The following is a 13,394-nucleotide window of genomic DNA, read 5'->3' on the forward strand; positions in this document are numbered from 1 at the left end:
ACGCAGCGGCCAGGAACGCATCGACGCGCTCGGTGCCTGTCTGAACTTGAATCGATTCTTGAAAAGGAGCGGGGCCATGCGCGTCCTAAGCAAACACCGGTTACACAAATGGCCTGAGGCGCTAATGCGCGTCAGCCGACAGGTGTGGTCCTGCGTGACGCCCCGCAAGGAGCGTCTGTGTTTACCTGCGCGTGGCGAGTGTGAGAAGGGCACGGTCTACCTGGTAGGCGCGGGCAGCGGCGATGTCGAGCTTCTAACGCTGAAAGCCGCCAGGCTTTTGATGCAGGCCGACGCCGTGGTTTACGACCGGTTAGTGGACGATGAGGTGCTGGCCCTTATACACCCCGGCGCCGAGCGCTATTACGTGGGCAAGAGCCGCGGCCATCACAGCGTGCCCCAGGCTGAGATCGGCGCGCAGCTGGTCACACTTGCCCGAGCGGGCAAGTCGGTTGTGCGTTTGAAAGGCGGCGACCCGGGCATTTTTGGGCGCATGGGCGAAGAGCTTTTTTCACTGGCCGAGGCGGATATCAAGGCCCGCATCGTGCCCGGTATTACCGCCGCTTCGGCGGCGGCGGCCAGCATGGGTATTCCGCTGACCGACCGCGGCCACGCCCAGCAGCTTCGCTTCATTACCGCCCAGCTCTGTCGTGAAGGCGGCGCGCCGGACTGGCAGGCACTTGCCCGCCAGGACGAAACCCTGGTGTTCTACATGGGGCTTTCAAAGGTCGAGGCGATTTGTCAGAGCTTACGCCAGGCGGGTCTTCCGGGCACCTGGCCGATCATGCTAGTGGCCAACGCCAGCCAACCCGAGCAGCAAGCGCTCGTCGGCACGCTCGAGGATATGCCCGCACGCCTGGCGTCGCACCCGTTGCCGTCGCCCTGTTTGATCGTGGTAGGCAGTGTGGTCAGCATGGTGGCGCAAAGCCCTGCGGCGCACTCAGCGGGCATCGTCGAAGCGGTCGACCCGGCGTAGCGTGGGAAAGAGCTTCATCCACGCGCCGACCACGGCCAGTGTACCGACCCCACCGATCACCGCCGCCGGTATCACGCCAAAGGCGGCTGCCATGCTCCCGGCGCGAAACTCCCCAAGCTCGTTGCTCGAGCCGATAAACAGCATGTTGACCGCATTTACCCGGCCCCGCATTTCGTCCGGCGTGGCCAGCTGAATCAGCGTCGTGCGCACGTAAACGCTGATCATGTCCGCCGCCCCCGCCACCAGCATGGCGGCCATCGATACCCAAAAAAGCGTCGAGAAGGCGAATATCAGGTTCGCCACCCCAAAGACCGCCACCGCGGCAAACATCACGTGCCCGGCACGCCGGGTAATGCCCCGCACGCCCAGATAAAGCCCCATCAACAGCGCGCCAATGGCGATAGCACTTCGCAGCGCCCCCAACCCTTCGGCGCCCACATGCAGCACTTCCTGGGCGTAAATGGGCAACAGCGCTACCACGCCGCCCAACAGCACGGCGAAAAGGTCCAGCGAAATGGCCCCCAAAATGATCGGCTGATGGCGAATATAGGCAATACCCGCCGAGAAGCGCTTCCAGGCGGTACTTTCGAGCACCTTCGCTTTCTCGATGTGGCGTACCGGCACCCGCAGCAGAAAACCGAGTGCGACGATCAAACAACCCAGGCACACCGCGTAGGCAAGCTCTCCGCCGCCTACGCTATAAAGCACGCCGCCCAGTAGCGGCCCGCTGATGACCGCGACCTTCATGATCGAGCTATTCAGCGCAATGGCCTGGGCAAGCTGGGCACGCGGCACGATATTGGGTAAAAGGCTTTGCAGGGTAGGGCCGGTAAACGCCCGGGCGCAGCCAAAAAGCGCCAGCACCAGATAGATTTCCGTAATGCTTTCATAGGCCGCCTGGGCGAGTACCCATAAAAGCGCGCTGCAAAGTCCCTGTACCGCCCAGCTCAGAAGGAGTATACGCTTGCGCGAGAAACGGTCGACCACATCGCCTGCGGGCAACAGCAACACGACCATGGGCAGAAACTGGGCCAGCCCCACGTAGGCCAGTGACATTGCATCGCGGGTAATGTCGTACACCTGCCAGGCCACCACGATCGCCTGGATTTGCATGGCGAAGACCGCGGCCAGCCGCGCGAGTAAAAAGCTCAAAAACCCGGGCTGACGGTAAATCGGCGGCGTACAGGGTGTATCAATGGCGTTATTAGGCATGGCGGACTTATTAGCAGGCAAAGAAAAGAGTGTAGCGCATCGCCTTGGGTGGTTGAACTTGGCTGCCGTGTGCCCCATATCGCTACTTAAGTCTTAACGACACCGCACATGCAAGTGCTTAACGCAAAAAGGATGATACCCATGGCTACGAATACCCTGCCCAATCCCGGTTTCGGCACCTTCCGCTTGGAAGATGAGACGCTTAAAGAGAGCATCAACGCTGCGCTGGAGGCGGGCTATCGGCACATCGATACGGCCCAGTTTTACGGCAACGAGGAGACCGTCGGCGAGGTACTTCGCGATAGCAGCGTGGCCCGCGGCGATATCTTCCTGACCACCAAGGTCTGGTACGACCGCCTTGAGCCGGATGCGCTCAAGCAGAGCGTCGACGAGTCCCTGAAAAAGCTCAAGACCGAGTACGTGGACCTGTTGCTGATTCACTGGCCCTCGCCCAACGACGAAGTGCCCATGGCGGATTACCTGACCGCGCTAAAAGAGGTCAAGGCGGAAGGCAAGGCGCGCCATATCGGCGTTTCCAACTTCACCATCGCCCAGCTCGACGAGGCAGTGGGCATTCTCGGTAAGGGCGAGATCCTCACCAACCAGATCGAAGTGCATCCGTTCTTGCAAAACCGCAAGCTTGCCGAACACTGCGAGTCACTGGGCATCGAGGTCACCGCGTTCATGCCGCTGGCAGTGGGCAAGGTGATGGAGGATGCGGTACTCAAGCAGATCGCCGGTGTCCACGGCGTCACCCCGGCCGAGATCACCATGGCCTGGCTCAAGGGCCGCGGCATCGTCACCATTCCGTCCTCCACCAAGGCGCGTAATATCGAAAGCAACATCAAGGCCTTCGAGCTCACCTTGACCGAGGCCGAAATGGCGGATATCGCGACCCTCGATCGCGGCGAACGCATTGCCAACCCGGACATGGCGCCGGTCTGGGATGAGTAAACGCTCGCTTGGGGCATTCAGCGGGGTGGGCCACAAGGCCTCCCCCGGCAGGCAGGAGCGCCGCTTTTAGGCGCTTACTGGTAGCCCGCCGCCTGTAACTGGAAAAGCTGTGCGTAGCGGCCTTCGAGCTCCATGAGCGATTCGTGACTTCCTTGCTCGATAATACGCCCCTGGTCGATCACCAGAATCAATCCGGCGCTTCGCACGGTCGAGAACCGGTGCGAGATCAAAATCGTCATCTTGTCGCGGCTGTGTTGGCGAAAGCGCGCGAATACATCGGCTTCGGCGGCGGCGTCCATGGCGGCGGTGGGCTCGTCGAGCACTAAAATATCCGCGTCCTTGCGCATGTAGGCCCGCGAGAGCGCGATTTTTTGCCACTGGCCGCCGGAAAGCTCCTGACCATCCTTGAACCATCGGCCAAGCTGGGTGTGATACCCCTTGGGCATGCGCTCGATGAAGTGGTCGGCGAGGCCGAAGTGCGCCGCCTGCTGCCAGCGCGCCTGGTCCTCGAAGGCGTGGATATCGCCCACGCCGAGGTTCTCGCCTACCGGGAGCTGGTAGCGCACGAAGTCCTGAAAAATGACGCCTACGCGTTTGCGCAGCGTCTCAGCGTCCCAATCCCGCAGGTCGCTGCCATCCAGCAAAATGCGCCCTTCGCTGGGTTGGTAAAGCCGGGTCAGCAGCTTGATGAGCGTCGTCTTGCCCGAACCGTTTTCGCCTACCAGCGCCAGGCTCTGCCCGGGTAATAGATGCAACGAGATATCCACGAGCGCCTGGCCACCACCTGGGTAGGCGAAGCTCACGTTCTCGAAGCGAAGCCCGTCGCCGGGTGCTGCGCCCACGGTCAGCGTGCCGCCTTCCTTTTCGGTGGGGTGCTCCAGGTAGTCGTAAAGATTGGAGAGATACAGGTTATCTTCATACATCCCGCTAATCGCGGTCAGAATGGCGGAAAGCGACGACTGGCCTTGCTTGAAGACCATTAGATACATGGTCATCTGGCCCAGAGTGATCGCGCCGACGATCGTCTCGAGCACCACCCAGCCGTAGGCGATATAAAACGTGAGCGTGCCCAGCAGGCCGAGCACGAACCCCCAGCCCTCGCGCTTAAGTGTCAGCAGGCGATCCTCGGCGAAGAGACGATCGAAAATGGCCCGGTAGCGACGTAAAAAGAGCGGCTCGAGACCAAAGAGTTTGACCTCCTTGATGCTGTCTTCGCGCGCCAGCACGGTTTCCAGGTAGCTCTGCATACGCGTTTGTGGCGAGCGGCGGCGGAAAAGCCGAAAGGCGTCGCCGGAAAACTTCGCCTCGGAGATGAACACCGGCACGGCCCCGACGGCCAAAATCAACAGCGCCCAGGGGGAGAACTGAATGAGCAGTACGCTGAAGCTACCTAGCGAAATCGCGTTTTGGATGAACCCAAAGGTTTTGGTGACCAACGCCAGCGGCCGGGTAGAGGCCTCGCGCCTGGCGCGAGTCAGCTTGTCGTAAAGCTCGGAGTCCTCGAATTGGCCCAGCGAAAGCGTGCCGGCTTTCTCGAGAATCAGCACGTTGACCTTTTGGCCCAGCATCGCGCGTAAAAGCGACTGCTGGGCAGCGAGCCCGCGCTGGGCCAGCGCAATCAGCGCGATGATCAGCGCCTCGAGCGCCACCAGCTGCAGCACCGGCGCGATGATGATCAAAAGCACCGGCTCTTCGGCGGCCTCGAAGGTATTCATGGCGCTGACCACGCCATCGACGATCAACTGGCCCACCCAGGCCGCCAGCGCGGGCAAAACACCGGCCACCAGCGTGCAAAGGGCAAGGCCCAGCATCATCCAGCGGGAGGTGCCCCAAACCAACGCCAGTGCGCGCCGGCTATAGCGGAACACACTGAAAAAGCCGGTGATCGAAGAGGAGGGGCTCAACAAGGCCATAAAGCGCAGGGCACCTTTAACGTATCAAAAGCGCCATGATGCAACGCTTTGGCCGTTACTACCAGGTGAACGCTCGTAATAAGTGTCGGGCTCAAGCGCCCGGGCCACGATAAGGTCATCAGCCGAGCAGCGTGGCCCCGTAAATGAGCGCGCCAATGACCACGAAGGCCGGGTGTATCTTCCACCACACCAGCGCCGCGGTGGCGAAAGCGCCAATGATCAATGTATGGATGAGGCCGGCGCTTTCCATGCCTTCCAGAAAAAAGCCGAGCGTTAGCCACGCCATCATGACCGCAATAACCGGGCGTACCCACTGACTCATGCGCTTGACCTGAGGGGATTCGCGGTGGCGATAGAGAAGGCCCAGCGCGCAGAGCATGAGTAAAAGCGAGGGGACGACGGTTGCCAACACGGCGATAGTCGCACCGGCAATGCCGGCAACCTCGTAGCCGATGTAGCCGGCCATTTTGGTGGCGATCGGGCTTGGCAGGGCGTTACCCAGCGCCAACGTTTCCGCAAACCCTTGAGAGGTCATCCAGCCGTAGCGGCCGACGACCTCTGCTTCGAGCAGCGGAATGATCGCCGGGCCGCCGCCGTAGCCGATGATATTGGGAATGAAAAAGGCCAGAAACAGCTCCCAGTAAATCATGGCGAGGTCTCCACGGGCTTTTTAGGTTTGGGCTTCAAGAGGGCGGCTGCCAGAATGGCGCCGATGATGATGCCCGGGTGAACACCGAGCCAGTAGATCAGCGCCCCGGCCACCAGCGCGATCACGCTACTGACGAGCCAGCCAAGCGACGCTTTGGATTTCTCCAGAAAGTCCCAGGTCAGTTGTCCCATCATCACCATGACCACCGGAATGACCGCCTGGCCCATGCCACTGATCCAGGCGACATCGCGATAGCGGCTGAATACACCCAGCATGATGATCATGGCGACGATCATGGGGCCGGTAACGGCTAAAACCGCCGTGATGCAACCGAGAGTGCCACCGACCCGATAGCCGATATACCCCGGCATTTTGGTGGCAATGGGCCCGGGCAGGGTGTTGCCAATGGCCAGAATGTCGGCAAACTCTTCATCGGTAAGCCACGCGTAGCGTTTGACCACTTCGGCGTGTACCAACGGGATCATCGAAGGCCCGCCGCCAAAACCGAAGATGCCGACCCGAAAGAAAGCCCAGAACAGTGCGGTATGTTTCATTGGAGTATTGCTCGCTAAGATGGCTTCATCGCGATTACCGCGGCGTGGTAAAGTCGTCGGTAAAATCGTTTATTTTTTTAAAATCGATTATTAATGACGCTGAATATAATGTAGCGGCTTGTGCAGCGTCAACAGCGCACCTTCAACCATTACGTGTGACGGGCAGTTTGCTGCTCTACGCCACAAGGAAGCCATGATGAATACGCCATGCCCGCCGGCCAATGCTACGGCCTCCAGCCGGATCTACGAAATTCTGCGCAGGGACCTCGTCGATGGCCGCTTTGCCGCGGGTGAGAAGTTGGCTATCAATGCCTTGAAAGAGCGCTATCAGGTGGGGTTGAGCCCGCTACGCGAGGCCTTGAACAAGCTGGCGGCCTATGGCCTGTTGATTCAGGAGAATCAGCGCGGGTTTCGCGTGCCAACCCTGACACGTACCGAGCTGGACGATATTGCCAAAACGCGCCTGGCGCTGGAGGGGATGGCGTTCGAACAAGCCATCGCCCATGGTGATGCCGCCTGGGAGGCGGAGCTGCTGGCCGCCGAGCATCGCTTGAAGTGCGCGGATATGACCCCCGAGAAAGAGGATGAGTGGGAGCGCCTGCACACCCGGTTTCATCGCACCCTGGTCGCTCCCTGCGGCTCTGTCTGGCTGCTGCGCTTCATCGAGCAGCTTCATGACCAGTTCGACCGCTACCGCCGTCAGGGCCCCGAAATGCCGGCGGTTCGCCAGCAACTCGATCAGGAACACCACCAGCTCGTGGTGCTGGCGCTTGAGCGCAACGCCCAGGCGGCACGCAAGCTGCTCGATGAGCACATCACCAGGTCCTACGACGCGGCGCTACAGTGTTTCCAGGCTCAGAATGCCAACACCGTCTGGGCGGACGCATAATTGTTGCGCGCACTGGTGTAAACTGGCGCGCACCGACATGCGAAGATGGGCGTAAAGCGTAATGCAATATTCAGACGAGGTAGTCGCCGGGCAAACGTTGAGCTGGGTGCGCAATTTTATCGTGGCACAGAATATATGCCCTTTTGCCCAGCGTGAGCTGGAGCGCGCGGCCATCCGCGTCGCCGTGGTGCGCTCGAAGAAGGTCGAAGTAGCGCTGGAAGAGCTGATGAACGAAGTCGCGTGGCTGGATGAGCATCCGGATACCGAGACCACGTTGCTGGTCTTCCCGACGCTGTTCAAGCATTTCGAACACTATCTGGACTACGTCGAACTGGCCGAAAGCATTCTTGTTGATCAGGGGTACGAAGGGGTTTACCAGTTGGCGACCTTCCACCCGGACTACTGCTTCGATGGTGTGGCACCCGACGAGGCCTCGAATTACACCAACCGTTCACCCTACGCCATGGTGCACCTGCTGCGCGAGGCAAGCGTCGAGAAAGCCATCGCGTTTTATGGCGATACCCAGGCCATTCCCGAACGCAACATCGAACACCTCACCGCCATGGGGAGCGGCCAGGCCGAACGCTATTTGCAGGATGCCCTGGCCGAGCAGACTCCCGGCTAATCCTTCGGCGTGTGAATGACGAGCGGATTATGTGCGGGCTTTTAAGCGCCGTGGGCAGAACCCGCGGTCTTTGAAGAGTGGCGCTCAACGCGTGATCAACCGCCGTGAAGAGAGGACCGGGCAGCCAAGGCCGCCCGGTGACTTATCGCAGGATTAAAACGCCTCCCATTCGGGTTCCGCGCTGGGGGATTTGGCGGGGGCAGGCTTGCGTGAAGGCAGTGAAGGGGCCGGCTTTTGCGCAGGCGCCAGGGTGCGTGTTGCTGCTTGGCCACCGCTTGGCAGTTTAAAGGTCTCCACGATCGATGCCAGGCGCGTGGCTTCATCTTCAAGCGAAGCGGACGCCGTACTGGTCGCCTCTACCAACGAGACGTTTTCCTGGGTGGCGGAGTCCATCTGCGCAATGGCCGTACTGATCTGCGCGATGCCCGACTCCTGCTCCTTGGCCGCCAGGGCCAGCTCCTGCATCATGTCGGTCACGTGGCGAACGGCCTTGTTGACCTCGCCCATGCTCTGGCCGTTGTGGATCGCCTGATTGGCGCCCTCGGCGATACGCTGGGCGATATCCTCGATCATCGTGCGGATCTCTTTCGATGAGTTCGACGTCTTGGTAGCCAGCGAGCGTACTTCGCTCGCCACCACCGCAAAGCCACGACCATGCTCGCCGGCGCGGGCGGCTTCCACCGAGGCGTTAAGCGCAAGAATGTTGGTCTGGAAGGCGATCGAGTCGATGACCTGAACGATGTCGTGAACCTTCTGGGAGTCCTTCTCGAGATCGCGCATCCATTCGCCGGAGCGCTCGGCCTCGGTTTGCCCCTGTTGGGCTTTTTGCGCGGCGCTGACCGTTAGTTTTTCCGCCTGACCCGCCGTGTCGGCGTTTTGGCGAACGATCGAGGAGATCTCGTCCATGCTGGCCGCCGTTTGCTGAATGGCCGCGGCCTGCTGCTCGGTACGCGAGGCAAGGTCCTGGCTGCCGCCGGCTATCTCGCGGGAGTTGGCGGCCACGATACGGCTGCTTTTCCCAAGCGTGGTCATCATTTGTTGTAGCTGCGTTTGCATATCGCCCATGGCGCTGTAAAGCCGCCCGATCTCGTTACGCCCGCGCGCCTCGACGCTCTGGGTTAGATCTCCCTGGGCGATACGTTCGCAAAGTTTGACGGCGCCTTGTAACGGTGTCACGACCAGCCGGTTGATACCTACCTGCACCACGACATACGCGATTAACGCAAGCGCAATCAAGACCCCAAAAATAAAGGTGTCGCGGTTACGCGACGCCACGGCGTCGGCGGTGGTGATTTGAGCAAAGTTGCGCGTGTATTCGTTAAAGTCGCGTACGCTTTGGGTGAACGTATCGAACTGCTCGTTGAGACGGCTACGTTGGACCATCAGGGCGTCATAGTCCCCCTGGGTCATGGCGCTGAGCAGTGCCGGGCTTACCAGCCGCGCGTACTCGCTGGTCAACGCGTCGATCAGTGACGCGCGGGGCGAGTCCGCCGGCACCTGGATGGCGCTGAATTCGGCGAAGCGTTCCTCGGCCCGAGTAAGGGCGGCTTGGGCACGCTCCAGTGCCAGGTCAGCCAACGCGGTATTACCGCCTTCTGCATACTCCTGGTAACGCTCCAGGCGTACTCTAAGTTCCATCAGGTTGACTTCGGCGCGGTTGATATACGCCGTTTGACGGGCGGCGACTTCATCGAGGGCAGCAAGGTTATTGACGGCGCTATTCTCGGCGCGTATTCCCAGCGCGGCCACGATCAATAACATGACCACCAGCAATCCCAATGCCCCGGCCAAGGCATATTTTACGGATAGATTCTTCATGTACTTTAGGATCTCACTCAAGCAGAGCAATAGCAGGAAATGCCAGCGTCGCGATCCGATGAGGCGTTACGCTGGTAGCAGAGAAAGCCAACGCAGCGAGCCGTTGGGTTCACTGCGTTAGTAGCGTTATCGGCAGAAGGGGCGGGATATTTAGCGGGAAATGCGCCGTTATAGAAATTTATGCATGACGTAGGTATCCACCAGCCCTTGGGCGGGGTGGCGAAACGCGCCGGGCACGGTGCCGGCAATGCTGAACCCAAGCTTTTGCCAGAGCGCTACGGCGATTTCGTTGGTGCTGACCACGGCGTTGAACTGCATGGCGAGAAAGCCGTGCTCTTTGGCAAGCGTCTGCGAGTGCTCGCACAGGGTGCGGGCAAGCCCGCGGCCACGCGCAGCTTGGGCCACCATGTAGCCGCAGTTGCACACGTGTTGGCCCGGACCCGCCGCGTTGGCTTTTAGATAGTACGAGCCCAGTACCGTGCCCTGGCGATCCTTGGCCACCAGCGTGGCCGTGGGCGCCTCGCACCAGAGCGCGTAGGCGGCGTCAAACGAGATATCCGGCGCGATGGCGTAGGTCTCCTGGGCCGCTACAATGGCGCTAAAGGTTGGCCAAAAAGCCCGGAAGTCGTCCTTCGTCATCGGCGCGATCGTCATATCGGTCATGGGCTATCCGCTAAACGTTAAAAGTTAAAACACGGTGTCTCGAGGGCGTTAGCGCGCGACCTCGGCGACGATCTCGTAACTTTTCAGCCGGTCTTCCTGATTGAAGAAGTCGCTATTGATCATCAGCTCGTCGGCGCCGGTTTGCGCCTGGAACGCCTCGAGTCCTTCCTTGACCGTCTGTGGGCCGCCAATGATCGCGGCGCCCAAAAACTGGCTGACCTGGGCCTGCTCCATGGGCGTCCAGTCGAGCTGCTCGACCGGCGGCCTTGACTGGGTGGGCTTGCCGCGGATCAGGTTGAGAAACTTCTGCTGTGCGGTGGTGGCCAGGTAACGCGCCATTTCGTCGCTTTCGGCGGCCATCACGGGAAGCCCTATCATGGCGTGCGGTTTGGAAAGCACCTCGGAGGGGCGGAAATTATCGCGATAGAGCCGTAGCGCCTCGAACAGGTACCCCGGGGCGAACTGGGCGGCAAACGCGAACGGCAGGCCAAGGCGCGCGGCAAGCTGCGCGCTGTAGCCGCTGGAGCCCAAAAGCCAGGTAGGTACGTGAGTTCCCTGGCCGGGAACGGCCTTGACCTGCTGACCCGGCGCTTCATCGCTTAAGTAGCGGGTCAGCTCGTCGAGCTGGGCGGGGAAGTCGTCGACGCCAGCCTGGGCGCTTCGCCGCATGGCGCGCATGGTCGCACCGTCCGAACCCGGCGCCCGGCCGAGCCCCAGGTCGATACGCCCAGGATAGAGCGTTTCCAGCGTGCCGAACTGCTCGGCGATCACCAGCGGCGCATGATTGGGCAACATGATGCCACCGCTACCCACGCGTATGCGTGAGGTATGCCCGGCGACATGGCCGATCAAGACGGACGTGGCGGCGCTGGCGATACCCGCAATATTATGGTGCTCGGCCAGCCAAAAACGGGTGTAGCCCAGCTGCTCGGCGCGCTGGGCGAGCTCTACACTGTTGGCGAAGGTTTCAGCGGCGCTGCCGCCCTCGCGGATGGGGGCTAGATCCAGCACCGATAAGGCGGTTTCGGCGAGTTGGCTCATGGTTCACCTGCGCATTGGGAGTGTGGCGGCCAATGACGATTCCGAGGAAGTCATTAGCACGCTTGTTAATACTATGTAATGCGGGCGGGATGGCGATAAAACAAGGCCACGCCCTGATGCTCAAGGTTCAAAAGCATCAGGGCCGAAGCGGGGGAGGGCTAAAGGCGCTATTCACGGGGCGGCGTGGGCCGAATCAGTATCTCGTTGACGTCGACGTGAGGAGGCTGATTCAGCGCGTAGATCACCGCATTGGCGATATCCTTGTCTTCCAGCGCATGCTCCGGGGGTTCATCGAAAAAGGGCGTATCGACCATGCCAGGCTCGATCAAGGTGACGCGAACGCCAGTACCGCGAAGCTCTTCGCGCAGATTATAGCCCATTCCGGTCACCGCCCATTTAGTGGCGCTGTACATCGAGCCGGGGATGGTTGCCCGGCCCGCCGCAGAGCCTGTGAGCAGCACGTGGCCGGCGCTGCGCTTGAGCGCTGGCAGGCAGGCCTGCAGCGTCAGCCCCACGCCGTACACGTTGGTGAGAATCATCTCGCGCCAGGCCTCGTGGTCGGCGCCGCTAAACCCGCCCGGCGAGCCGCCCCGTCCGGCGTTGGCAAAAACGCCGTCAATGCGGCCAAAGGTTTCCATTGCCTGCTCCACCATGGCGTGCTGTTGTGCCATATCGGTCACATCCAGCTCGACGGTGAGCAGGTTTTCCTGGCCAAGCTCTTGGGCGAGGGCTTCGAGCTTGTCCGTCGAGCGTGCGGCAAGCACCAGTTTATAGCCCTCACGCGCGGCGGCCCGGGCAGTAGCCGCGCCGATGCCGCTCGAGGCACCGGTGATGAGTAATACACGGTCTTGCATGGGATGCGCTCCTTGCCATTATTAATAGGGGAACCCTCAGAATGGCTAATGGGGCGGGATGTTGCAAACCTCCCGTAGCGGCAAAGAGCGCCGTTCAGAGCGCTTTACGTTCCAAGCGGCCCCCTCTTTTAGACGGGCGCTCACTCATGTAGACGGGTCACTCATTCATGTAGACGGTGTCGATGTCCAGGGTCGAGCGCTCGCCCAGCGCCTCGAAGTTCTCCTGAAGCCAGCGTTCGGCGGCGGCGCGGCCCAGCTCGAACAGGTGGCACAAAAACGGCCATTCGGCGTTCATTTTGCTCGATACCGACAGGCTCTCCAGCGCGTGTTCGCCGCTGATGCGGTGAAAGAGCGTCTGCTGGTAGCAGTTCTCGATCCCCTGCTCGTCAAGCGCGTGCTTGAGCAGGGCGATCATTCGGATCTCCTTGATCAACGCGGCATTGAAGGTGATTTCGTTTAGGCGGTTCATGATCGCCGAGGCGCTGGTGGGCAGGGTGTCGCGGCTGATGGGGTTGATTTGCACCAGCAATATGTCCCGGGCGCTGCACTCCTCCATAAGCGGGAAGAGCGCCGGGTTGCCCATATAGCCGCCGTCCCAGTAGGCTTCGCCGTCGATCTCCACGGCCTGAAACACGAAAGGTAAGCAGGCCGAGGCCATGACCGCATCCAGGCTCATTTCTTCGCGGCGGAACACCCGCTGCTTACCGGTGCGCACGTTGGTGGCGGCGACGAATAGCTTTAGTCGGTCACAGCGACGCACCCGCTCGAAATCGATGTGCTCGTCCACGATGCTGCGCAGCGGGTTGATGTTCAAAGGGTTGAGCTGGTAAGGGGAGACGAGCCTGCTCATCAGGTCCATGGCGATGTAGCCTGGCGACTGATCGAGGCTCCAGTTGCCGGTGAGCACGTCAAGCGGCGAGCGGCGAATGGGGCTTGCCATACCGGCTCGGCTAACCGCCTGCCAGAAGCCACGCAGTGCCTCGCGGGCGGTCTCTTTATCGCCGCGGGTCAGCGCGTCGGCCATCACGACCCCGTTCATGGCGCCGGCGCTGGTCCCGCTGATGCCTTCGATTTCGATGCGCTCATCTTCGAGCAGGCGGTCGATCACGCCCCAGGTGTAGCCGCCGTGGGCACCACCGCCCTGCAGGGCCAGGTCCAGCGTTTTTACCTTTGCCATGCCAACTTCCTCACTTCAAGTAGGAAAGCCTAAGCATGGCATAAAACCCGGGTCGCGAAAGCAAGGGCTTCA

The 13,394-nt window shown here is 61.0% G+C and carries 13 protein-coding genes; 4 read left to right on the forward strand and 9 right to left on the reverse strand.

Annotated features, from left to right (window positions below; all coding sequences use genetic code 11):
• The first annotated feature begins 76 nt into the window (after window positions 1–76).
• A complete protein-coding gene (gene cobA / locus ACWHXT_RS04150) occupies window positions 77–973 on the forward strand; it encodes a uroporphyrinogen-III C-methyltransferase (RefSeq protein ID WP_447957357.1) in 897 nt (298 codons plus the stop codon).
• On the opposite strand, the gene ACWHXT_RS04155 is transcribed toward cobA, so the two are convergent.
• Window positions 938–2,185 (reverse strand): MFS transporter, encoded by a 1,248-nt coding sequence (locus tag ACWHXT_RS04155; RefSeq protein ID WP_447957358.1) that lies wholly within the window; start codon window positions 2,183–2,185, stop codon window positions 938–940. The two genes, cobA and ACWHXT_RS04155, sit on opposite strands and share 36 nt — an antisense overlap.
• 141 nt (window positions 2,186–2,326) lie before the next feature.
• On the opposite strand from ACWHXT_RS04155, the gene dkgB reads away from it, so the two are divergent.
• Window positions 2,327–3,139: a 2,5-didehydrogluconate reductase DkgB gene (gene dkgB / locus ACWHXT_RS04160; RefSeq protein ID WP_447957359.1), complete on the forward strand. Its 813-nt coding sequence runs from the start codon at window positions 2,327–2,329 to the stop codon at window positions 3,137–3,139.
• A gap of 74 nt (window positions 3,140–3,213) precedes the next feature.
• On the opposite strand, the gene ACWHXT_RS04165 is transcribed toward dkgB, so the two are convergent.
• The 3 genes from ACWHXT_RS04165 to ACWHXT_RS04175 form a co-directional block, all read right to left on the reverse strand.
• Window positions 3,214–5,052, reverse strand: coding sequence for an ABC transporter ATP-binding protein (locus tag ACWHXT_RS04165; RefSeq protein WP_447957360.1), 1,839 nt, complete (start codon window positions 5,050–5,052; stop codon window positions 3,214–3,216).
• 118 nt (window positions 5,053–5,170) lie between these two features.
• Complete coding sequence (locus ACWHXT_RS04170) at window positions 5,171–5,701, reverse strand: chromate transporter (protein WP_447957361.1); 531 nt, start codon at window positions 5,699–5,701, stop codon at window positions 5,171–5,173.
• Window positions 5,698–6,255 carry a chromate transporter gene (locus ACWHXT_RS04175; protein WP_447957362.1) on the reverse strand — a complete coding sequence of 186 codons (558 nt, stop codon included), beginning with the start codon at window positions 6,253–6,255 and terminating at the stop codon, window positions 5,698–5,700. The genes ACWHXT_RS04170 and ACWHXT_RS04175 overlap by 4 nt, the downstream gene beginning before the upstream one ends.
• A 196-nt stretch (window positions 6,256–6,451) precedes the next feature.
• Here ACWHXT_RS04175 and ACWHXT_RS04180 point away from each other — a divergent pair, with 196 nt between their 5' ends.
• Both ACWHXT_RS04180 and ACWHXT_RS04185 read left to right on the forward strand, forming a co-directional pair.
• On the forward strand, window positions 6,452–7,144 hold the full coding sequence (locus ACWHXT_RS04180) for a GntR family transcriptional regulator (protein WP_447929117.1): 693 nt from the start codon (window positions 6,452–6,454) through the stop codon (window positions 7,142–7,144).
• Window positions 7,145–7,205: 61 nt separating this feature from the next.
• Window positions 7,206–7,769, forward strand: coding sequence for a DUF1415 domain-containing protein (locus ACWHXT_RS04185; protein ID WP_447928250.1), 564 nt, complete (start codon window positions 7,206–7,208; stop codon window positions 7,767–7,769).
• A 153-nt stretch (window positions 7,770–7,922) separates the two neighbouring features.
• On the opposite strand, the gene ACWHXT_RS04190 is transcribed toward ACWHXT_RS04185, so the two are convergent.
• The 5 genes from ACWHXT_RS04190 to ACWHXT_RS04210 all read right to left on the reverse strand — a co-directional run bounded on the left by ACWHXT_RS04190 (window position 7,923) and on the right by ACWHXT_RS04210 (window position 13,322).
• Window positions 7,923–9,587 (reverse strand): methyl-accepting chemotaxis protein, encoded by a 1,665-nt coding sequence (locus tag ACWHXT_RS04190; RefSeq protein WP_447957363.1) that lies wholly within the window; start codon window positions 9,585–9,587, stop codon window positions 7,923–7,925.
• A gap of 168 nt (window positions 9,588–9,755) precedes the next feature.
• On the reverse strand, window positions 9,756–10,250 hold the full coding sequence (locus ACWHXT_RS04195) for an N-acetyltransferase family protein (protein ID WP_447957364.1): 495 nt from the start codon (window positions 10,248–10,250) through the stop codon (window positions 9,756–9,758).
• Window positions 10,251–10,298: 48 nt separating this feature from the next.
• Window positions 10,299–11,291 (reverse strand): LLM class flavin-dependent oxidoreductase, encoded by a 993-nt coding sequence (locus ACWHXT_RS04200; protein ID WP_447957365.1) that lies wholly within the window; start codon window positions 11,289–11,291, stop codon window positions 10,299–10,301.
• 167 nt (window positions 11,292–11,458) lie between these two features.
• Window positions 11,459–12,145 (reverse strand): SDR family oxidoreductase, encoded by a 687-nt coding sequence (locus ACWHXT_RS04205; RefSeq protein ID WP_447957366.1) that lies wholly within the window; start codon window positions 12,143–12,145, stop codon window positions 11,459–11,461.
• A gap of 157 nt (window positions 12,146–12,302) precedes the next feature.
• Window positions 12,303–13,322 carry a patatin-like phospholipase family protein gene (locus ACWHXT_RS04210; protein ID WP_447928255.1) on the reverse strand — a complete coding sequence of 340 codons (1,020 nt, stop codon included), beginning with the start codon at window positions 13,320–13,322 and terminating at the stop codon, window positions 12,303–12,305.
• Window positions 13,323–13,394: the final 72 nt, after the last annotated feature.

The sequence above is a fragment of the Vreelandella halophytica genome (assembly GCF_968193635.1).